The sequence below is a fragment of the Dactylosporangium sp. NPDC005555 genome, assembly GCF_040605635.1.
Taxonomy (GTDB): domain Bacteria; phylum Actinomycetota; class Actinomycetes; order Mycobacteriales; family Micromonosporaceae; genus Dactylosporangium.
The window spans coordinates 107,501-126,527 of record NZ_JBEXDG010000029.1 but is presented as its reverse complement, the minus strand read 5'-3'; the positions used below and the strand labels follow the sequence as shown (position 1 = coordinate 126,527).

At 69.1% G+C, this 19,027-nt stretch carries 20 protein-coding genes and 1 pseudogene; 15 read left to right on the top strand and 6 right to left on the bottom strand.

Annotated elements, in window-relative coordinates:
* Positions 1-11: 11 nt before the first annotated feature.
* Both ABZS58_RS29485 and ABZS58_RS29480 read left to right on the top strand, forming a co-directional pair.
* The gene (locus ABZS58_RS29485; RefSeq protein ID WP_354786477.1) at positions 12-131 is read left to right on the top strand and encodes an LPXTG cell wall anchor domain-containing protein; all 120 of its coding nucleotides are present in this window, start codon (positions 12-14) and stop codon (positions 129-131) included.
* Positions 132-203: 72 nt separating this feature from the next.
* Positions 204-593, top strand: a complete 390-nt coding sequence (locus tag ABZS58_RS29480; RefSeq protein ID WP_354786473.1) for a hypothetical protein — start codon at positions 204-206, stop codon at positions 591-593.
* A gap of 424 nt (positions 594-1,017) precedes the next feature.
* Here ABZS58_RS29480 and ABZS58_RS29475 read toward each other — a convergent pair whose 3' ends face one another.
* Positions 1,018-1,362 (bottom strand): hypothetical protein, encoded by a 345-nt coding sequence (locus tag ABZS58_RS29475; protein ID WP_354786472.1) that lies wholly within the window; start codon positions 1,360-1,362, stop codon positions 1,018-1,020.
* An 88-nt stretch (positions 1,363-1,450) separates the two neighbouring features.
* Between ABZS58_RS29475 and ABZS58_RS29470 the strand changes: the two genes are divergently transcribed.
* Entirely contained in the window at positions 1,451-2,107 is a 657-nt protein-coding gene (locus tag ABZS58_RS29470) for a hypothetical protein (protein WP_354786471.1), read from the top strand.
* A gap of 129 nt (positions 2,108-2,236) precedes the next feature.
* The gene (locus tag ABZS58_RS29465; protein ID WP_354786470.1) at positions 2,237-2,848 is read left to right on the top strand and encodes a DUF6193 family natural product biosynthesis protein; all 612 of its coding nucleotides are present in this window, start codon (positions 2,237-2,239) and stop codon (positions 2,846-2,848) included.
* Between the two features lie 883 nt (positions 2,849-3,731).
* Here the strand turns inward: ABZS58_RS29465 and ABZS58_RS29460 are convergent.
* Positions 3,732-4,682 carry a hypothetical protein gene (locus ABZS58_RS29460; RefSeq protein WP_354786469.1) on the bottom strand — a complete coding sequence of 317 codons (951 nt, stop codon included), beginning with the start codon at positions 4,680-4,682 and terminating at the stop codon, positions 3,732-3,734.
* Positions 4,683-4,866: 184 nt separating this feature from the next.
* Between ABZS58_RS29460 and ABZS58_RS29455 the strand changes: the two are divergent.
* Together ABZS58_RS29455 and ABZS58_RS29450 are read left to right on the top strand one after the other, a co-directional pair.
* Positions 4,867-5,142: pseudogene (locus ABZS58_RS29455) on the top strand (transposase family protein); the annotation flags it as partial.
* A 141-nt stretch (positions 5,143-5,283) separates the two neighbouring features.
* Positions 5,284-6,387, top strand: a complete 1,104-nt coding sequence (locus ABZS58_RS29450) for an integrase core domain-containing protein (RefSeq protein WP_354786468.1) — start codon at positions 5,284-5,286, stop codon at positions 6,385-6,387.
* Between the two features lie 272 nt (positions 6,388-6,659).
* Here the strand turns inward: ABZS58_RS29450 and ABZS58_RS29445 are convergent, their stop codons facing one another.
* Both ABZS58_RS29445 and ABZS58_RS29440 read right to left on the bottom strand, forming a co-directional pair.
* Entirely contained in the window at positions 6,660-6,935 is a 276-nt protein-coding gene (locus ABZS58_RS29445; RefSeq protein ID WP_354786467.1) for a hypothetical protein, read from the bottom strand.
* A 266-nt stretch (positions 6,936-7,201) separates the two neighbouring features.
* The gene (locus ABZS58_RS29440; protein ID WP_354786466.1) at positions 7,202-7,396 is read right to left on the bottom strand and encodes a hypothetical protein; all 195 of its coding nucleotides are present in this window, start codon (positions 7,394-7,396) and stop codon (positions 7,202-7,204) included.
* Between the two features lie 401 nt (positions 7,397-7,797).
* Between ABZS58_RS29440 and ABZS58_RS29435 the strand changes: the two genes are divergently transcribed.
* The 3 genes from ABZS58_RS29435 (at position 7,798) to ABZS58_RS29425 (ending at position 12,349) form a co-directional block, all read left to right on the top strand.
* A complete protein-coding gene (locus ABZS58_RS29435; protein ID WP_354786465.1) occupies positions 7,798-8,451 on the top strand; it encodes a hemerythrin domain-containing protein in 654 nt (217 codons plus the stop codon).
* Positions 8,452-8,549: 98 nt separating this feature from the next.
* Entirely contained in the window at positions 8,550-11,855 is a 3,306-nt protein-coding gene (locus tag ABZS58_RS29430) for a BTAD domain-containing putative transcriptional regulator (protein ID WP_354786464.1), read from the top strand.
* A gap of 71 nt (positions 11,856-11,926) precedes the next feature.
* Positions 11,927-12,349 carry a nuclear transport factor 2 family protein gene (locus tag ABZS58_RS29425; protein WP_354786463.1) on the top strand — a complete coding sequence of 141 codons (423 nt, stop codon included), beginning with the start codon at positions 11,927-11,929 and terminating at the stop codon, positions 12,347-12,349.
* Positions 12,350-12,438: 89 nt separating this feature from the next.
* On the opposite strand, the gene ABZS58_RS29420 is transcribed toward ABZS58_RS29425, so the two are convergent.
* The gene (locus ABZS58_RS29420; RefSeq protein WP_354786476.1) at positions 12,439-12,906 is read right to left on the bottom strand and encodes a helix-turn-helix domain-containing protein; all 468 of its coding nucleotides are present in this window, start codon (positions 12,904-12,906) and stop codon (positions 12,439-12,441) included.
* Positions 12,907-13,226: 320 nt separating this feature from the next.
* On the opposite strand from ABZS58_RS29420, the gene ABZS58_RS29415 reads away from it, so the two are divergent.
* The 5 genes from ABZS58_RS29415 (at position 13,227) to ABZS58_RS29395 (ending at position 16,845) form a co-directional block, all read left to right on the top strand.
* Positions 13,227-13,613: a metalloregulator ArsR/SmtB family transcription factor gene (locus tag ABZS58_RS29415; RefSeq protein WP_354786462.1), complete on the top strand. Its 387-nt coding sequence runs from the start codon at positions 13,227-13,229 to the stop codon at positions 13,611-13,613.
* A gap of 130 nt (positions 13,614-13,743) precedes the next feature.
* Positions 13,744-13,890, top strand: a complete 147-nt coding sequence (locus ABZS58_RS29410) for a hypothetical protein (RefSeq protein WP_354786461.1) — start codon at positions 13,744-13,746, stop codon at positions 13,888-13,890.
* The gene (locus tag ABZS58_RS29405; RefSeq protein ID WP_354786460.1) at positions 13,883-15,706 is read left to right on the top strand and encodes a phosphoenolpyruvate carboxykinase (GTP); all 1,824 of its coding nucleotides are present in this window, start codon (positions 13,883-13,885) and stop codon (positions 15,704-15,706) included. Before ABZS58_RS29410 ends, ABZS58_RS29405 begins: the two co-directional genes overlap by 8 nt.
* A 119-nt stretch (positions 15,707-15,825) precedes the next feature.
* Positions 15,826-16,032 carry a DUF2795 domain-containing protein gene (locus ABZS58_RS29400; RefSeq protein ID WP_354786459.1) on the top strand — a complete coding sequence of 69 codons (207 nt, stop codon included), beginning with the start codon at positions 15,826-15,828 and terminating at the stop codon, positions 16,030-16,032.
* Between the two features lie 48 nt (positions 16,033-16,080).
* Positions 16,081-16,845 carry a class I SAM-dependent methyltransferase gene (locus ABZS58_RS29395; protein WP_354786458.1) on the top strand — a complete coding sequence of 255 codons (765 nt, stop codon included), beginning with the start codon at positions 16,081-16,083 and terminating at the stop codon, positions 16,843-16,845.
* Positions 16,846-17,297: 452 nt separating this feature from the next.
* Here ABZS58_RS29395 and ABZS58_RS29390 read toward each other — a convergent pair whose 3' ends face one another.
* Positions 17,298-17,780 (bottom strand): VOC family protein, encoded by a 483-nt coding sequence (locus ABZS58_RS29390; RefSeq protein ID WP_354786457.1) that lies wholly within the window; start codon positions 17,778-17,780, stop codon positions 17,298-17,300.
* A 558-nt stretch (positions 17,781-18,338) separates the two neighbouring features.
* Between ABZS58_RS29390 and ABZS58_RS29385 the strand changes: the two genes are divergently transcribed.
* Positions 18,339-19,013, top strand: coding sequence for a hypothetical protein (locus tag ABZS58_RS29385; protein ID WP_354786456.1), 675 nt, complete (start codon positions 18,339-18,341; stop codon positions 19,011-19,013).
* Positions 19,014-19,027 lie beyond the last annotated feature (14 nt).

Sequence of the window (19,027 nt, the reverse complement as noted above, 5' to 3'; positions counted from 1 at the left end):
GCGGCCCGTCGCTGCCCACCACCGGCACCAACATCTGGCTGCTCACCGGTGGCGGCGCCGCCCTGATCGCGGTCGGCGCGGTGCTGTTCATGGCGTACCGCCGCCGGCAGAGCGTCAAGTTCGTCGCGTAACACGATCGGCCCGGGGCCGTCGTGCGGGTTCACCCCCGCCCGGCGGCCCTTTCCGTGTCCTACGCTCCGATCGTGAGCCACTCCCCTGGCCTGGCGCCGTTCGACACGCTGCGCACCTACACGGCCGCGGGTGGCCACATCACCACGACCTGGTTCGCGGCCGAGGCCCCTGTCGGCGAGGTGTCCGTCTGGTACGAGCAGCGCCTGCCCGACCACGAGTGCCGGCAGGCCGGCGACCGGACGAGGACCTGGGTCACCGACGGCCTGCGCCACTTCCACGGCGTCACCGTCCACGCCCCGCAGACCCCGCCCCCGGGCCCTCGCCCGACCCAGCCGCCCCCGCCAGGCACCCGCACCGTGGTCCGCGACAGCACCGGCGCATTCCCTGCCGCCGCGGCGACCCCCGCCCCACCTCCCGCACGACCGTCACTGCTGCAACGACTCGGCGCCAAGCTGCGGTGACCACCCCTGCCGCATCGAGCATCGACCCGGCCGTCCCACCCCACCCGGCCCTGCCGTCCGAACCAGTACCGGGTGTCGAGCAATTCCAGGCCCAATCGGCCGGTCGAACGCTCATCTCCGTCGATCCACCCGGACCAGCACGGTGCGGACCTCTCCCAACGCCTGAGCCCGCTCGGTATCGGGGTGCCTGCGATTTGATCGGCGCACCGGAATGTCCCTTATGGTGCGCGACGTAGGATCGCGAAGCCGGCGCTGATACACCCATCGTGAAATCCAGCGCTCATCGTTGCCCTGCCGACAGTGCCCGCCGTTCAGCACTGCCCTCACACCCCTGCTGCTGTCCGCACCTATCCCCCGGACGGCGTCAACGGGGCGGACCGGTGCACGCTTCCGCCGATGAGCGAGCGGTGGGTGGGCTGGCGAATCAAGCAGCCCGGATGTCGAGCAGTTCGGGCGATGGCAGTTCATCTGGATCCGTCTCCCCGACACCGACCCACTCGATGCCGCCGAGGACCTCCCCCCGCTGAGGGTCCTCGATCGTGTAAAGGAAGAGACCGTCATGGGAGCCTCGAACGCCCGCATTGACTCTTATGGCCATCCCGAGGCCGTGACCATGCTGGAAATCGATGGACGGGCATCCGCAGCCGCACGTGCCGACGACGACCACTTCCGCCGCCTGGCGCCGCAGGGTCTCGACGTCCTGGAAATCAACGGCCAGCAGCGCCTCAAGAACCGCTCGCTCTCGCTGATTCAGCGGCCTCGCGTCCATGCCAATGATCGTCCCATCAGCGACGGAGGTCCGCATCCGCTCTTGCCGCCGATGGTGCGCGGCGGACGGCTCGAGCTCGCCATCGGCCGTGACCGACATCTATGCGGCGGGGCTTCCTGTCCTGTGGATGACCGAGCACCTCTCGGTACTTCAGCGGCGTGCGGCTACGCTGCGAGGCGTGTCGCAAAGGGAGGATCTCGCCTTCGAGGCGGTGGTCCGACGGATCGCCGCTGGCCCGTACTTCGACGGCCTGTCGGCTGGCCCGCTGGCGCCGCTGCGACCGGCATCGCCGGCCGTGGTCGCGGAGGCGGAGGAACTGATCGGACGTCCGCTGCCGTCGCTGCTGCGCCGACTTTACCTGGAAGTCGGCAACGGCGGTTTCGGCCCTGGCTACGGTCTCCTCAGCCTCCGCGACCTGCACCAGTCAGGCAGCACCAACGCGCGGGGCGGGCGCAAAGGCCATATCCTCACCTTGTGCGACTGGGGCTGCAGCATCAGCAGCCAACTGGACCTCGCCGACGGCCAAGTGTGGGGTTGCGACCCGAATCCGGCACCGGACGGCGTGCCCTGCCGGTTCCCGCAGTACGTGACAGTCGTTGACTGGTTCGTGAAATGGGCGGAGGGCACCTTGCACCAGCCGTGGCTGGTCCAGGACCCGACGACCGGTGCGTGGCGCGGCGCGACCGACGCCGAGCACGCAGAGATGCTCGAGGACGCGTTCGGCCCCGGCGGTCCTGCGGACTGATTGCCGACCGCGGACATCCGTGATGCGCCGACGCACAACCTACGGCTTAGCGACGCGCACATCTGCCCTTGGTCGGGCGCCCGTGTCTTGTTCCGACCCTTCGGACTGACGCGTGGATACCGTGAGCACGTGACGTTTGTTGAGGAGTTGCGTCGTCGTGCCGAGCTATCTGGGGCGCCGCTGACACGGCTCGGCGATGGTCGGGACCGCTATGGGCCTGTAGCCGCGATCCTGTTCACGGCAGGCGGCTACATCAGCGTCCGCCGGCGCAGCAGCGGTACAAACTTGGTGACGGTCTGGGACCACCGCGGTGAGCTCGTGGCTTGGGGGTACGCGCCCGGTGTGGACGACGTCGTCAACACGCTGCGGGCCTGGCAGGACGACCTGCCGTTGCGGGATCTGTGCAGCGACGTAGCGCGGTACCTCCAGGCCAGCGGTGCTCAGGCCGCGACCGAAACATTGTGGAGCGTCCTGACCAACAATGATGAATCGTTCCTGCACGCGATCGTCACGGCGGCCGCGGCGAATGAGATACTGCGAGCGCTGCGACCGTGGGTCAGCCATGGCACCCTGCATCTGCTGCACGCAGCCGATTCCGTTCATGGTGTACGCCGTGGCCTGGCGTTCCACCCGACGGGCGAGGCCACCTTCAGGGTGCACATCTACGACGGTCCGACTGGACCCGTCGAGGACGCCACAACCGCCGCGACAACGGCAGCCGCAACAGCTGCCACCTGGTGACGAGCAAACTACCTACGCGGCCGGCCAACGAGCCGACGGCGACAGCACGGATCGGTTAGGCGCCCGCACATACCGCGATACAAGCGCGGCGCAGCGATGCTGCAGCGCGGCACGACTGTCAGCGGCCGGTCACCGTGACCGCGGACCCGGGCCCCGCACCGACTATCCAGGATGAGAAGACCGGCCAGCTCATCCACGGCGCCACCGGCCTGGTACGGCCACCCAACACTTGTGATCGGCGTGTGATCGACCGCTACCGTACGGACGGACATTCGACGGCACACAACGACCTATCGTCGCGTGACTCGCATCATCAATCAGCATAAAATGGGCTCAAACGGGGCCTACGCCAGTGGTCGGCATGGTTCGAATCAAGCTCTTAATCTGCGGGTTGTAGGTTCAAGTCCTACGCGGCGTACCGACGATCAAGGCTCCGACCTGGACTTATGTTCCAGTCGGAGCCTTCTTCGTGCCCAGCCCGGCCCGCGTGTGTGCTCGGTGGGTGCTCTTCCGCGCCCGTGCGTTCAAATCCACCGCGACGGGCATTGGCCGTCACCGTCCGGCTGGTCGACAGCCGACCGGTGACTGCAGACCATGAACGGCCGGTCCGACCCCGCGCCTCACGGTCTCACGAACTCGATCGCAGCGAGCGGCCGATGACCGCTCGAGGTGGCACGGCCGAGCATCTCGCTGTCGGGCAAGCGGAGGAAGGTGCCCCAGGCCACGCCACGGCGATATCGAAATTTCGCAATCAGTGAGCCTTTTCCAACCTGATCTTGCTGGTCAGGTGGGGTGCCGTCGGAAGGGCATCGAAGGCGTCGAGGCGGGGAAAGGCTCCCGGTAAGACGGCAATCGACCAAGGACGTTGCCCTCCCTTGGAGTCTTACGACGCCAGGCCGAGATCCTTCGGCGCCAGTAGCCGCGGCTCGTCGTAGTATCGCTCGGCCTCGGGGTGTTTCGTGAGATCCAGGACGGGTCGAAGCGCGCTGAATACGCGGTCTGCCTGATCCGGTCCGTAGTCAGCGATCCGGTCGGTGGCGAGCAGCCAGAACCCGCCGCCGGGCAGCGCCTGGACTTCAGTGAAGGCGCCGCTGTCACGCAGTGCCTCGACGCCGCCCAGACGTTCACCGAGGTCCTGGGCGATCACCGTCAGCCATGAGTACCCGCGGGCGAAACGCTCCGAGGACAGCAGCCCTACGTTGCCGTCCTGGTTGAGCGCTACCTCGCGGGCCGACTGCCGCAGTCTTGCCGCATAGGAGATCTCGCCGTACGTCGGGTTGGCGCTCTGCGCCGCCGCCCGGAGCACCGGCAGGAGGGTGCCGGCCCAGTCTGCTGGGGTTCTCAGCGTCAGGCTGTACCACAATGCGCCGTCGCCCCGGGTGCGGACCGAGGCGGAGACAGACACCCCGGGAGGACCTGGCGCGACGAAGTGTGCCATACGGTGCAGCTCGAAGATGCACAGCTCCGCGAAGCCGGTGGTGACGCCGACATGGTCGAGGCAGTCGGCCCAGCCCGCCCAGGTGAACGGCTGCACGCCGACGGTTTCCTCATGCCCTTCTGGGATGAAGCCGTACTCCGCCCAGGTCTCTCCCGGCTCGCCGGCGTATCGCTCCGGCGGACCGGTGAAGTCGCCCGGCGGGGAGCCGCCCCAGCTGGTGGCGTCGCCCGGCTGGACCGGCCGGGCGATCAGTCGTTGCCACAACAGGCCCGCCGGACCTGCGAGGGTGCTCTCGAACCAACCTCGCAGGCCCCCGGCGAACTGTTCGTCACCCGGCGGCGCCCGCCCGCACAGCATCGCCTTCACTACCGTCGGCGAATTCCGCTCACTGACCATTGATGGAGTCCCTTTCGGTTCAAGACAGGGATCGGCTTGCCTTTGCGGTAAAGCTGTTTGATCCGGCTGGTCCTGCTGGTCCTGCGGGGTGCCGTCGGAACGGCAAGGACCGTCGTCGAGACGGGAGCGGCTCCCGGTAAAACAGCAATCGACCAAGAACGCTGCCCTCCCGCGGAGCCTCTCGATGCTGTCCTACCCGTCGGCGATCTCGTTGTCCACCCGCAGCCTCAACCACCTCACCACCCTGACCCGCAACCATCGACAGACGCTGGGCACGCGGTGGCGACGCCTCAACCCCGGCCAGCAAGCCCTCCTCGCCCTGGCCCACCTCCGCAACGGCGACACCTACGCCCAGCTCGCAGCCGGGTTCGGCATCGGCGTGGCCACCGCCTGGCGCTACATCCGCGAAGCGGTCGACCTGCTCGCCGCCACCACACCGGACCTGACCGAGGCAATGCGCCGCATCCGCCGGCTCTGCGGGTGCCGACAAATCATCCGCGCACGTCACGAGCTTGATCCTTGATCCCGGGCTGTCTGCTGTCATGCCGTTCGCGCTTGCGCTGTTCACATCTGCGGCGGACTGGCGGCATCATGATCTGTCATGCTGCTGCGCCTGGCCTATTTCGCTGCGATGAACGCCTTCACGCTGCTGCGGCTCCTGCCCATGAGCGACCGTGACAAGGACATCGAAATCCTCACCCTGCGCCACCAACTCCTCCTCCTGCAACGCCAGGCCGGCAAACCCACGTTCACCGACACCGACCGCGTGGTGCTCGCCGGCCTGCTCCACCACCTCCCCAGGCAACGGCTATGCCAACTCCTGCTGCTGGTACGGCCGGACACGGTCCTGCGCTGGCACCGTGACCTGATCAAGCGACGCCATGCCGCGACCTGCACGCCGAAACGGCGCGGACGCCCACCCACGGTCCGCTCGATCCGCGCACTGGTCCTGCGCCTGGCCCGCGAGAACCCCTCCTGGGGATACCGCAGAATCCACGGAGAGCTCGCCGCCTTGGGCATCAAAGTCGCTGCCTCGACCGTCTGGGAAATCCTGCGGGAACACGGCGTCACGCCCACGCCGCAACGGCAGAGCACAACCTGGGCCGACTTCCTCCGCAGCCAGGCGGACGCGCTGCTGGCATGCGATTTCTTCGAAACCCACACCTTGACCGGGGCGCGCCTGTACGTCTTCGCGGTCATCGAGCACGCCACCCGGCGCATTCGGATCCTGGGCGCCACCGCACATCCCACCGCGGCATGGGTGGTGCAACTCGGGCGCAACCTCGTCATGGACCTTGAGGACGTGGACAGCAGGGCCAGGTTCCTGGTTCGTGACCGGGACTCCAAGTTCACGCAGGCCTTCGACGCCCTGCTGACCGATGCCGGCCTGAAGGTCATCAAGAGCGGTGTCCGGATCCCCCGGATGAACTCCATCATGCAACGCTGGATACAGACCTGCCGACGCGAACTGCTGGACCGCACCCTCATATGGGACCAACGCCATCTGCTCCACGCCCTGCGCGAGTTCGAGTCGTTCTATAACGAGCACCGGCCGCACCGGGCCCTCGATCAAGCCGCTCCGCTACGCCCGCTGCCCGAACCGATCACCGAGCCAGGGCAGATCCTGCGCCTGGACGTCCACCGACGAGATCGACACGGCGGCACCTTCACGAATACCAACATGCCGCTTGAACAGGGCGGATGATTAATCGGCACCTACAGAGGCGGCTGATCTACGTTTCCGCAGTTCAACCGCCTCTTGATCTTGCGCGCCCGAAGGGACTCGAACCCCTAACCTTCTGATCCGTAGTCCGCACGCAGCCGAGTCCAGCTCACAGCCTCGATCAGCGCCGACCTGATAGCCCGATTACTCGATAATCGTGTAGCTCGTCCATCCACTGTGGATCGACTCAAGTTTTGGCAGATCAAGACGCGCCGATCGCGGCAGACATCCCATGTCTTGATCTCGAAGCGCGCTCAACGCGGATCATCGTATGGTGGCATCTCGTCGGCGAAGGTGCCGTAGGGAGCGCCGCCGCAGGTGTAGCCCGCAACGAAGAACGGCCTGCCGTCCAGCATGATCCACCACTCGTCATGGACCGGGCGAGTGGCGCGCCCGACGGTACGGCAGGGGGTCGTTGATGGGCGCTGCGCCCACTGCTGCGCCGACTCGGGCAACGCGAACCCGAGCGCGGTCAGGTCGTCGTAAGCCGTGTACTCGTCGACGCCGTACCACTTGGCGTAGTGCCTCACCGTAACCGCCGACCCGGAGCGGATCCACGCCCGTGCCGAGTCCCGGCGTTGCCGCTGGCGCATTCGGTGCCGGCGCGGTTGCATGCCCGGATGCTACCGGCGGCCGGTGTCCGTCCTACCGCATGCTGGACGACGCCGGATCGCGCGTCCTGCTCGCCCCGATAGTCACCAGCCTGCCGAGCGCTATCGGCGGCTACTTATCCGGACGTCTGATCTTGGCCGGTTGGTGGGTGGGCTTGTCACTGTGTGGTGAGGGTGCTCGGCAGTCAGGTAGTGATCGTGCCGTTGTTCCAGCCGATCCAGAATTCGGACATGGTGCTTGCCAGTGGCCGGCTCGCGCCGTTGATCGGGTTCCACACGAACACCCTGATGGTTTCGCCGCGCGGGACGCAGAACGGCGCGCCGGTGCCGTCATCACCGAAGCCAGCAGGCTGCGTCGCGTACCGGCCTCGTGCTGCCATGCCTGCAGGTTGCGTGCCACCACCTCGGCCAGCGGCCACACTACGAACCATTGCGCGGCGTGATCGAACCGGCCGTCGCTGAGCAGATACAGCTGTCGCAGGTCGGTCGACAGTGCCGATTCCGCTGCCTGGATGGCGGCTCCGGTTGCGGCCGGCATGGTTCGACGTCGTCGCCGTCGGCAAGTAACGCGTACCAATCTGTCGTCGGCATAGTCCAGAATCTTCCAGCCCGGCTCCGATCGTGGCCAGCGCTCAGCACCCACTGGGTCTGTATGGCCGTGCGTCCGGGTGGCACTGTACGGGCGCGGGCGCGCCGAGGCGTCTTTCCGCAAGCGCGTCGCTAGTCGGACGCAAGAGGTTCGCCGGAGGTTGAGGGCACTACCGAGACCTTGGAGCGGACCATGACGATCACATCGACGCACACCGAACCAGACCTGCGCGGTTTCCTGCTGGCGCACGCGGGCTTCCGGACCGAGTACGGCCGGCTCGCCGTCGCGGCCGGGGCCGTTCGCGACGCCGGGCACGCCGCGCTCATCGAGGACCAGCTGCGGATGGTCACCGACCATCTGGAACACCACCACGGCGACGAGGACGCCTGGATGTGGCCGGTGCTGCGCAGCCGGCAGCCGAGTGCCGTGGCCGCACTCGACGCCCTGGAAGAGCAGCACGAACACATCGACCCGCTGCTGCACCAGATTCGCGACACCACTCGAGGCCTGCCGAACCGGATCGACGCGATGGAGCAGCTGCACCGGCTCCTGAACACCCACCTCGACAACGAGGAGCGCGACGCGGTGCCGATCCTGCGTGCGGTCGTGCTGCCCGACGAGTTCAAGGCGGCCGCTGACCGGGCGCTCGCATCGGTACCGAAGCGAGAGATCCCGGCACTGTTCGGCTGGATGGCGAGCTGCGGTACCCCGCAACAGGTGGCATCGGTGATGACCACGTTCCCGTTGCCGGTGCGGCTGCTGTTCCGGCTGGTGTGGTGGCCGGCGTACCGGCGGCGGTACAACAGCCTCTACGGCAGCGATCTGCGCCGGCACGCCGATCGTTGACGGCGGAACCGGCGGCCGCGGGGGGACAGTCGGGGACTTGACGTTGCCGGCCTGACGTGCGGGCTTGACGGCAGACGGGCGCGTGACACGCTGTTGAGATGATCACGCCGCCCACCCCGCACCTGTCCGTGCTGGGGCGCGTGGGCGCATGGCGCGACGGGGTCGATCTGGATCTCGGTGGCCGCCGGCAACGGGCGGTGCTGGCCCTGCTCATCGCGGCACGCGGCCGGATCGTTCCAGCCGACCGGCTGATCGGCCTCGTCTGGCGCGACGAGCCACCGGCGCGGGCGTCGGGGGTCCTGCAGGCGTACGTGTCGCACCTGCGCCGGGCCCTGGAGCCGGACCGGCCGGCCCGCGACCGGACCGGGCTGATCGTGAGCGCGTCGCCCGGTTACGCCGTGCGGGCCGAGGCGTTCACCGTCGACGCCTGGCAGTTCGAGGCGGTGGTCCGCGAGTGGACCCGCCCGGCGGCGCCCGCCGCGCCGGCCCGGGACGCGCTGAGCGCCGCGCTGCTGCTGTGGCACGGCACGCCCTACGGCGACTACGACGCGGAGCCGTGGGCGGCCGCCGAACGAGCCGGTCTGGAGGAGCTGCGGCTGGCCGGCCTGGAGGGGCTGGGCCGGGCCCGGCTCGAGCTGGGCGAGACGCACCAGGCGATCGCCGACCTGCAGGGGCTGCTCGCCGGGCATCCGCTGCGGGAGGAGGCCTGGCGGCTCCTGGCGCTCGCGCTGTACCGCAGCGGGCGGCAGGGCGACGCTCTCGCCGCGTTACGGCGGGCCCGCACCGCGCTCGCCGAGAGCGTCGGGCTCGACCCGGGGCCGGGACTGCGGTCTCTTGAGGCCGACATCCTCGCCCAGGCGCCGCACCTGCTAGCTTCCGCCGCACCCCCGAACGTTGTGCAAGAGGCACGGCGCCCTACCGTTGGCGTACCGCGCCGTGTGCTGGTCGGCCGTGACGCCGAGACGGCGGTGCTGGATGCCGCCGCCCGGCAGGCCCGCGCCGGCGCCACCGTCGCACTGGTGGAGGGTCCGGCCGGCAGCGGCAAGTCGTCGTTGCTCGAGGCGCTCACCGACCGGTTGCGTGCAGAAGGCTGGGGTACCGCCTGGGGGCGCTGCCCCGAGGTGGACGGCGCCCCGGCCCTGTACCCGTGGGCGGCGCTGCTGGAGGCGCTCCCGGCGGCCGCACCCGGGTCCGGGCACGACGTCGGACTCGACCCGCTGCGCTCACCCGGCGCGCCGGGTGAAGTGCCCTCGGACGGCGGTGATCCGACCGCCCGGCGGTTCCTGCTGCACCGGGCGTTCACCCGCCGGCTCACGGCCGCCGCCGCATCGGCTCCGCTGCTGCTCGTGCTCGACGACCTGCACCGCGCCGACGACGCGAGCCTCGCCCTGCTGCGCGATCTCCTGCCGGACCTGCGGACCGCGCCGGTGCTGCTCGTTGCCACGTACCGGCCGGAAGAGGCACACGCCGCGCTCACCGGAGCGCTGGCGACCCTGGCCCGGCATGATCCGGTCCGGTTGCGGCTGGGGCCGCTCGCGCCGGACGCGGTCGGCGAGCTCGTGCGCGGGCTCGCCGGCCGCCCGTTGACATCGCGGGAACTCGCCTCGGTGACCGCGCGCAGCGACGGCAACCCGTTTCACGTCATGGAGCTCGGGCGGCTGCTCTCAGCCGGCGGCAACGTCGAGGAGGTGCCGACCGGCGTCCGGGACGTGGTGAAGCTGCGCACCTCCCGGCTCCCTGACCGGGCGGCCACCGTCCTGCGCCTCGCCGCGGTCATCGGCCGGGAGGTACCGACCGAGGTGCTCCTGCGCGCCAGTGGCCTCACCGAGGATGAAGCGCTCGACGCCGTCGAGATCGCACTGGTCGGGGGCTTCCTGGACGCGGTCGCCCACGATCTGCGCTTCTCGCACGTACTGGTCAGAGAGGCGCTCTACGCCGAGCTGTCCCCGCCTCGCCGCGCCCGGATGCACCACCTGGTGGCCTCGACGACGGAGGCGGTCGACCCGTCGGCGGTGTTCTCCCTGGCCCACCACTACCACCTGGCCGGCCCGGCACACGCGGCGTCAGCGGCCCGGTGGAGCGAGCTCGCGGCGGAGCAGGCGGAGAGCCGGCTGGCGTACGCGGAGGCCGCCCTGCTCTGGCGCCGCGCGGCGGACGCCGCGCGCGCCGCCGGCCGGCCCGCCGCCGGGCGCCTCGATCTGCTGCTCCGGCTCATCCGGACCCTTGCCTGGAGTGGCGACGTGGCCCGGGTCCGCACTGTGCGCGCCGAGGCCGTCGAACTGACCGGTTCAACGGGCTCCGAGGCGTTACTCGTGGCCGCGCTCACCGCCTGGAGCATCCCGACCCCGTGGACCCAGCGGCACTACCTGGAGCTCGACCAGGCGCTCATCGACCTCGCCGAGCGCGCCCTGACCATGCCCGCGGCGGACGACCCAGCGACCCGGTGCAGGCTGTTGTGCCTACTCGTGGGCGAGGTCGACGGGGAAGGCGATCCACGTACCGCCGACCGCGCCGACGAGGCCGTCCGCGCCGCCGAGCAGGTGGGCGATCCGCAGCTGCTGACGCTGGCCCTCAACGCGCGGCTACGTGTCCACTACGAGACCGACGACCTGACGCAACGGCTGGCGGTCGCGCACCGGGTGGCGGAGCTCGGCGAGCGGGCGCAGCTGCCGGCGACCGCGCTGCTCGGGCACCAGGCCGCGTTCGCCGCCCACGCCGGGCTCGCCGACCTGGTCGCGGCCCGGCGGCATCTGACCGCGTTGGAGGCGGTCGCCGAGCGGCACCAGCTCGGCACCGGCACGGTGATGGCGCGCTGCGCCCACGCGCTGCTGTCAGCCCTCGATGGAGACGACGCCGGGGCACGGCGGTCCGTGACGCGGATGGTCGAGGCGATGCGCGCCGCGGGCGAACACTCGGGCGACTCGCTGGGCGCGCTGTGCCTGTTCATGCTCGATGAGGTGGCCGGCGTCGCGCACGATCCGGAGCAGGTCCGAGGTTGGTACTCGGCGGTGCCGGGGTTGTCGCCGGAGTTCCTGGTGCGCGCCCTGCGGCAGGCCGGCCGTCCTGCCGAGGCACGCGCGCTGTGGCGGCCCGACCAGCCGGTCCGGCACGATTTCCTGACGCTGACGATCTGGACGGTGCGCGCGCACAACGCCCTGGCGTTCGACGAGGAACCGGTGCTGGCGCGGTGCGCGGAGGCGCTCGCCCCGTATGCGGATCAGCTGGCCGGCGCCTCGTCGGGTGTGTTCACCCTCGAACCGGTCGCCGAGGTGCTCGCCCGGCTGGCGACCGCTCTCGGCGATCTGCCGGCGGCGCACGAGTACTGGAGTCGCGCGCTCCTGGTGGCGGAACAGGCCGGCGCGGCGCACTTCGCGGCCCGGGCGCGTACGGCCCTCGCAAGTTAGCCGCTAGATCGGCGCAACCGTCCGGCCCGACGCTCTGGTGGTCAGCGAAACCACCAGAGAAACGGCCGACCATGATGACGCTCACCGACACCCGAGTCCGCAACACCGAGCTGATCGCCCAGTACAACGCCCTGTTCGCGGCGAAGCGCTTCGCCGACTGGTCACTGTTGTTCCAGCCCGACTGCCACTTCGAGGTCGCGTACCCCCTGCCGCCGCTCCCCGCCGTCCTGCACGGACGCGACGAGCTGGTGGGGTTCATCGGCGCAATGGCCGAAGCCGTCGGCGACGTCCGTATCGATCGGCAGTCGACGCACCAGACCATCGACCCGGACGTCGTGATCACCGAGCACCGGCTGAGTGTCGAGCTGCTGGGCGGAGGCCAGTACCAGAACCAGTACATCAGCGTCATCCAGCTGCGCGACGGCCTGATCGCCGAGGTCCGGGAGTACTACGGCAGCATCGAACACGCCGCCTTCGTGGCGTCACTCGCGTGACCGGCGCCCGTCCGTGATCCGCGGCGACAGCCTGGCCGCCGCCGCGGGCGCCGTGCGCGAACACGGCGGCCAGGTCGTCGTCGAGCCGCTCACCCTGGCCGGCATGGGTCAGGGCTGGCGGCGGGATCGCGGTGGAGCGGGCCGGCACCATCACTGGCAGCATCGAGTGGCACGGGCTGCGGTTCGAACCGCCCGGTCAGTGTGACCGTCTCGAAGAAGTCGCACGCCAGCAGCGCCTCCGCCTGCGATCGCAGGAAGTCTGACCAGGTACTGGCCGCCCGATTGGGTGCCGGATCGATGCCCGCCTCGCGCAGGATCTCCCAGACCGTGGACGCGGCGACCTTCACACCGAGCACGAGCAGTTCGCCGTGCACCCGCCGGTAGCCCCACTGCGGGTTCTCTCGCACCAACCGCAGCACCAGTACCCGAATCGACCGGACCGTTCGCGGGCGACCCGGGCGCTTGGGCCGACAGACTGCCGCATGGCGGCGCGCGACGAGGTCACGATGCCACCGAAGGACCGTGTCCGGACGGACCAGCAGCCGCAGCCCCCGCACCACACGTTGCCGGGTACGTGATGCAGCAGCGCGGCCAGCAACGCCCGGTCGCTTGGGTCGAACCGCGGACCGGGACCGTTGGCCCTTTCGCGATCGCTAACCGGCCCTGGGGGCAAGGCGCGCTACCGGCGCGGGGCAGGTGCCACCCGAGATCCCACAGATGCCTTCCCACCCCGACCGTGACCCCCAAGGACCACCACAGCGGCGCGGGCTGCCGTGGGATGTTTCACAACCGTCCAGCCCGCGGTAGTGGTGCGAAGTTGCAAAGGTGTTCAATTGTCGAGAACGTAGAAGGCGTCTCGCGTGAGGGTGTGAGCCTGGTGCCAGTTCCGCTGTATCAGCGCAAGGCGGAGTTCTTTCGCACGCTGGGTCATCCGGTGCGGATCCGAGTCCTCGAATTGCTCGGGGACGGACCGCTGGCGGTCCGGGATCTCCTTGGCGAGATTGATGTCGAGGCGACGAGCATGTCGCAGCAGTTGGCGGTGCTGCGCAGGGCGGGGATCGTCAACAAGCTGCCCGACGGTCGGTACGCCCTGGCCGGACCTGATGTCGCGGATCTGATGCGGGCGGCCCGTTCGTTCCTGACCCGGCTGCTGGCCGGCCAAAGCGAACTGCTCGACGCGTTGCGCGACGAAGCCGTTTCCGACGATGTTGGTCCCGAAACTGGTCCCGATGATGCCGATGCGGCTCTGGCGGTGCCCGCGTGAGTATCACCGCCACTCGCGCCGCTGGGACTCGGCTTGGGCTGCTGTTGCCCGGTCAGGCGGATGTGGCGGCGATGCCGCCACCGCGCGGCGAACTCGTGGCTCACACGACCGGGGTCACCCGGTGAGTCCGGTGAACAGCGCGACCGGACCGGCCGGGCAGCAGGCGGCGTGGAACCAACGCTTCGAACTCGACACCAAACCGCCGGGCACACCGCAGCGGCGCAACATGCGACACCACGGCCCGCAGCACCCCGAGAAGGGTATCGACGATGACTGACACGGCAATGGCGCCCGGCTCAGCTCCCACCACCCACCCACGTCTGGTCGCCTGGGTGGCCGAGGTGGCCGCGTTGACCACACCCGAGCGCGTGCACTGGTGCGACGGCTCCGACGAGGAATGGCAGGCCCTCACCGCAGTGCTCGTCGAGGCGGGCACCCTCGTCGCCCTCAACCAGGAACACAAGCCGAACTCGTTCTGGGCCCGCACCGACCCCTCCGACGTGGCCCGGGTCGAGGAACAGACGTTCATCTGCTCGGCGGGCGAGGCCGATGCGGGGCCGACCAACAACTGGAAGGACCCGGCCGGGATGAAGCGTCTCATGGCCGACCTGTACCGGGGTGCGATGGCCGGCCGGACCATGTACGTCATCCCGTTCTGCATGGGCCCGCTGGACGCGGAGGACCCGAAGTTCGGTATCGAGATCACCGACTCGGCCTACGTCGCCGCCAGCATGAAGATCATGACACGGGTCGGAACCCCGGTGCTGGATGCGATGGGTCGCAACGCCGACTTCGTGCCGGCACTGCATTCGGTCGGTGCACCCCTGGCACCCGGCCAGGACGATGTGTCGTGGCCGTGCAACGACACCAAGTACATCGCCCACTTCCCGGAGACCCGCGAGATCTGGTCGTACGGCTCCGGCTACGGCGGCAACTCGCTGCTCGGCAAGAAGTGCTACAGCCTGCGCATCGCGTCGGTGATGGCCCGCGACGAGGGCTGGCTGGCTGAACACATGCTCATCCTCAAACTCACCAACCCCGCCGGTGCCGTGCACTACGTCGCGGCGGCGTTCCCGTCCGCGTGCGGCAAAACCAACCTCGCCATGCTGCAGCCCACCATCGAGGGCTGGAGGGTCGAAACGCTCGGCGACGACATCGCCTGGATGCGGTTCGGCGACGACGGCCGGCTGTACGCCACCAACCCCGAGTACGGATTCTTCGGCGTCGCACCCGGCACCGACTGGACCACCAACCCCAACGCCATGCGTACCCTCGAACGAGGCAACTCGCTGTTCACCAACGTCGCGCTGACCGACGACGGCGACGTGTGGTGGGAAGGCATGGGCCAGCCCCCGGCGCATCTGACCGACTGGCACGGCCAGGACTGGACACCCGCGTCCGGCACCCCATCGAGTCACCCCAACAGCCGGTTCTGCACCCCGATCAAACAATGCCCGATCCTGGCCCCCGAATACGACGATCCCCGCGGGGTGCCCATCTCGGCGATCCTGTTCGGCGGACGCCGCAAAACCACCATCCCCCTCGTGGCGCAGGCCCGGGACTGGAACCACGGCGTGTTCATGGGCGCCACTCTGTCCTCGGAGACCACCGCCGCCGCGGTCGGGCAGATCGGCGTGGTACGCCGCGACCCGATGGCGATGCTGCCGTTCATCGGCTACCACGCCGGCGACTACCTGCGGCACTGGACAGAAATCGGCAAACACTCCACCGACTCGGCCCGGCTTCCGCAGATCTTCCAGGTGAACTGGTTCCGCCGTGCGCCAGACGGCAAGTTCCTGTGGCCCGGCTACGGCGAGAACTCCCGCGTCCTCAAATGGGTCATCGAACGCCTCGAAGGCACCGCCGACGCCCTCGACACCCCGATCGGCCTGGTACCGCACCCGGCGGCGATCGACACCGACGGCCTGGACATCGCCGCCGACGACCTGGCCGCCGCGCTGCGCGTCGACGTCGAGGAATGGCAGCAAGAGATCCCGCAGATCACCGAATGGTTCACCCGCTTCGGCGACAAACTGCCCGCCGCGCTGTGGTCCGAACTGGACACCCTGCAACACCGGCTGATCATCCGATAACACCGTGAACACCGTCTCCCAGGCCGGCGTGGCCCGCCGCAGTCCGCACTGCTGCACGGCGGGGGCATGCCACACCCGGCCCACATCGCTATCGCCCCCACTATGCGCAGGAGTATCAGGTGACCGTCACCCGCATCGAACTGGCCAACCACATCCAGGCCGCGTTCGCCAGCGGCCCCGCCACCCGCGACAGCATGCTCGCCTACGCCGTCAGCAGCCACGCCCGCCCCGAAGTCATCGCCGCCCTCCAACGGCTCAACGACAAGCCGTACCCGAGCATCCGCGACCTGTGGCACGTCCTGGCGGACATGCCAGTCAGCAACTGACCACAGCCGCCCCGACACGCATCCGTACCGACGAAGGAACCAGGGAACGTGGCCCACGACCAGGACCTCGCCTCGGCGTACGAGCTCATCTACGTGGTCGCCGCCGGCAAGAACTACCAGCGGGAGGCCCGCGACATCGCTGCTCTGATCCGGCAACGGCATCCCACAGCGGACAGTCTCCTCGACGTGGCCTGCGGCACGGGACTACACCTGTCCCATCTGCGCAACAGCTTCGCTCACGTCGAGGGGCTGGAGCTCTCCGGCCCGATGCGCAAGGCGGCCATCGCGCGACTCGACGGGATCGCGGTGCACGCCGGGGACATGCGTGACTTCCGGCTCACCCGCACATTCAGCGCGGTCACCTGCCTGTTCTCCGCCATCGGCTACGCACGATCGGTCGACGATCTGAACCAGACCCTCGCCTGCCTCGCCGCGCACCTGGAACCAGGCGGTGTCCTGGTGCTCGAACCATGGTTCACCCCGAGCCAATGGATCTCCGGACCCGTTGACACCGGCACGGCCGCCGACGGTCAGCGGCACCTCACCAGAATGTGCGTCTCACGGCAGACCGGCACCACGTCCACGTTGACCATGCACTACCTGCTCGGCGAAACCGGCACCGGAATCCGGCACTGGACCGAAGAGCACACCCTGACCCTGTTCACCGACGAGCAGTACCTGCACGCGATCGAGCAAGCAGGCTTGCGCAATGTGGAACGGCTGCCCGGCTGGAACGACCAACGCCCACGTATCGCCGCCATCAAGCATCGACCCGGACGAACCCGCGCTCCGCTGCCCAGGTCACCCGGATAGACGCCGTAGGACATGAACGCGACCTGGCCGGTCGGTTCGGCGTTCGCGGCGCGCAGTTGGCGGGCGGCCGCCCGGTCGGTGTGGCGTCCGTGGAGCATCGGGGTGACCTCGCCGTGCAGGCAGCCGGCGTCACGAGTGAGTCGACTCTGAGCTCTTGTCACGCGGCAGACGTCGCTGGCGGCGTCAGTTGATAGCAGCGTCCAAGGCATAGGAGCGACAGCCCACAAGACGTTTCGCGTGGGCGTGCTATGCAAGGACGGCTTGGGCGTGCCCTTGCCCTCGGCACGTTTGCGGTCGTAGAACTGCCGGAACTCCGGGCGGCACTCGACGGCGGCGATGGCGGCCTCCGCAAGCGTGACCGGCGTGCGTAGGTTGTCGTCGGACGGCGGCCGGCCGAGCTGCTGGTGCAGGCGGTCCAGACCTACCCAGGCGACCTCGGGCCAGTTCGGTGGTCAGCCGGTGACCAGGCAGAAAGGGTGACCGGCCGGGTCCAGGAGCACCCGCCACCGGTCGCCGCCGGGCTGGTGATCCGGCCTGACCGCGCCGAGTCCCAGCGCCAGATTCTCCGCCGCGTCAAGGTCTTCGACCCTGAGATCCAGGTGGAACTGCTGCGGCACAACCTGGCCGGGCCATCGCGGCACCCGGTATCCGTCGACCCGCTGGAAACCCAGGTCACAGCCGGAACCGCCGGTCAGGGCGACGAACCCGTCGGCGTTGTACCCGAGCTCCATGCCTGTCATCTCTTGGTAGAACCGGGCCAGCGCCCGCGGATCGGCACAGTCCAGGGTCACGCCTCGCAGCGTGGCGATCGGCATCGTCCACTCCTCCTCATCCATGTCGCGCGATTGGCTGACCCACGCCGGCAAGCCTTCCACATGCCCGGCAACGCCGGAAATAGCACCGAGACCGCGCGGTCCATTCCTGCGCGCCGGCACCCCGCTGCGGTCATCACCGGATGACCAGGATGCCGGGGCGGGGCCTGCGTGGCTGAGGATGACTGGTCAGACCTACGGCGGCCTGGTTCGCTGAAGGCGTGCCGGTGGCGGAGGTCGCGTGGCGGATGACGCGCTGACCGTACGGGGCACGACCCGCCGTGACGTCCAAGTCAGCGCGGTGACGACGTGGTGATACTTCGTCTCCCACGAGACCTCACCACGGCTGAGGAAGGCGCCTCGCCGCGTTCGTCGTCACCGTGCCGTGCGCCCTGCACGACCTGACCTGCGCCCAACACCTCGACATCACTGCCGCCCTGTACTGGGCTGCGTCCACATTGGACCTACCGACCCTCGCCGACTGCGGCTACGACGGTACCGGGCAAGGCATCCACACCCCGTACAAGCAGCCCGGCGACGGCCGACCGCTCGCAGTTGGTTTTTGTCGGTGACTTCGGTCCCGCCTGTCGGCGAGTTCGGAGCCCGTGTCGCGTGGGCCACTTTCTGTGTTCGCGAGTCCCGGACCACCGCTGCGCCTGACCGTGCCCGCACAATTGACGTGTGATCAGACTCCGGTTGTACAAGGCTCGCGAACGGCAGCGGGTCATCGATCCCGCTGATCTCGAGGCGGCCTACTTCGCGGTCGATCCGGAGACCAAACCGGTCTTCGAGCACGACGGGGTGATGGTGTGGGTCAGCGACCCCGACTACTGCCGGGTTGAGCGGCGCATCCGCGGCCGGGATCTTCATCTGGTCGAGTCCGGCACGAACGTCCTGCCCCGTGCCCGTGGTCTGGAGATCCTGCACACGCCCGGTGCGGACTACCGCTGGGTGCACTCCCTGGATTGGCGCTGGGGCGCTGGCGAATACCTCGACCGTGACCGTGTCGACGCAATCGTCGATCGTGCTCTCGACATGGAACCGTGGGCGGCACCGCCGGAGGGCCCGGTCGGCCTGGTGCATCTGTCCTACCTGATGTGGTTCCATAACGGCGCGATGGCCAACGGCGCCGCCTGGCCGCTGGACTACTGCACCGCTGAGCAGATCGCCGCGTTCGCCGCGGCCGCGACCTATTTCGAGCTCGAAGAGGTCGCCGACCTGATTGGCCGCCTCGAACCGGATGACGCGCTCAGCCGCGAGTACTGGGATCTCAGCAGCCCGTTCGGCGAGGACGCTGCGCTGATCTGCGACGCGCTCCGCTGCAAGCTCGTCGAGGCACCGCGGGACTGGGTCTAGCGATAGGCGCGCTC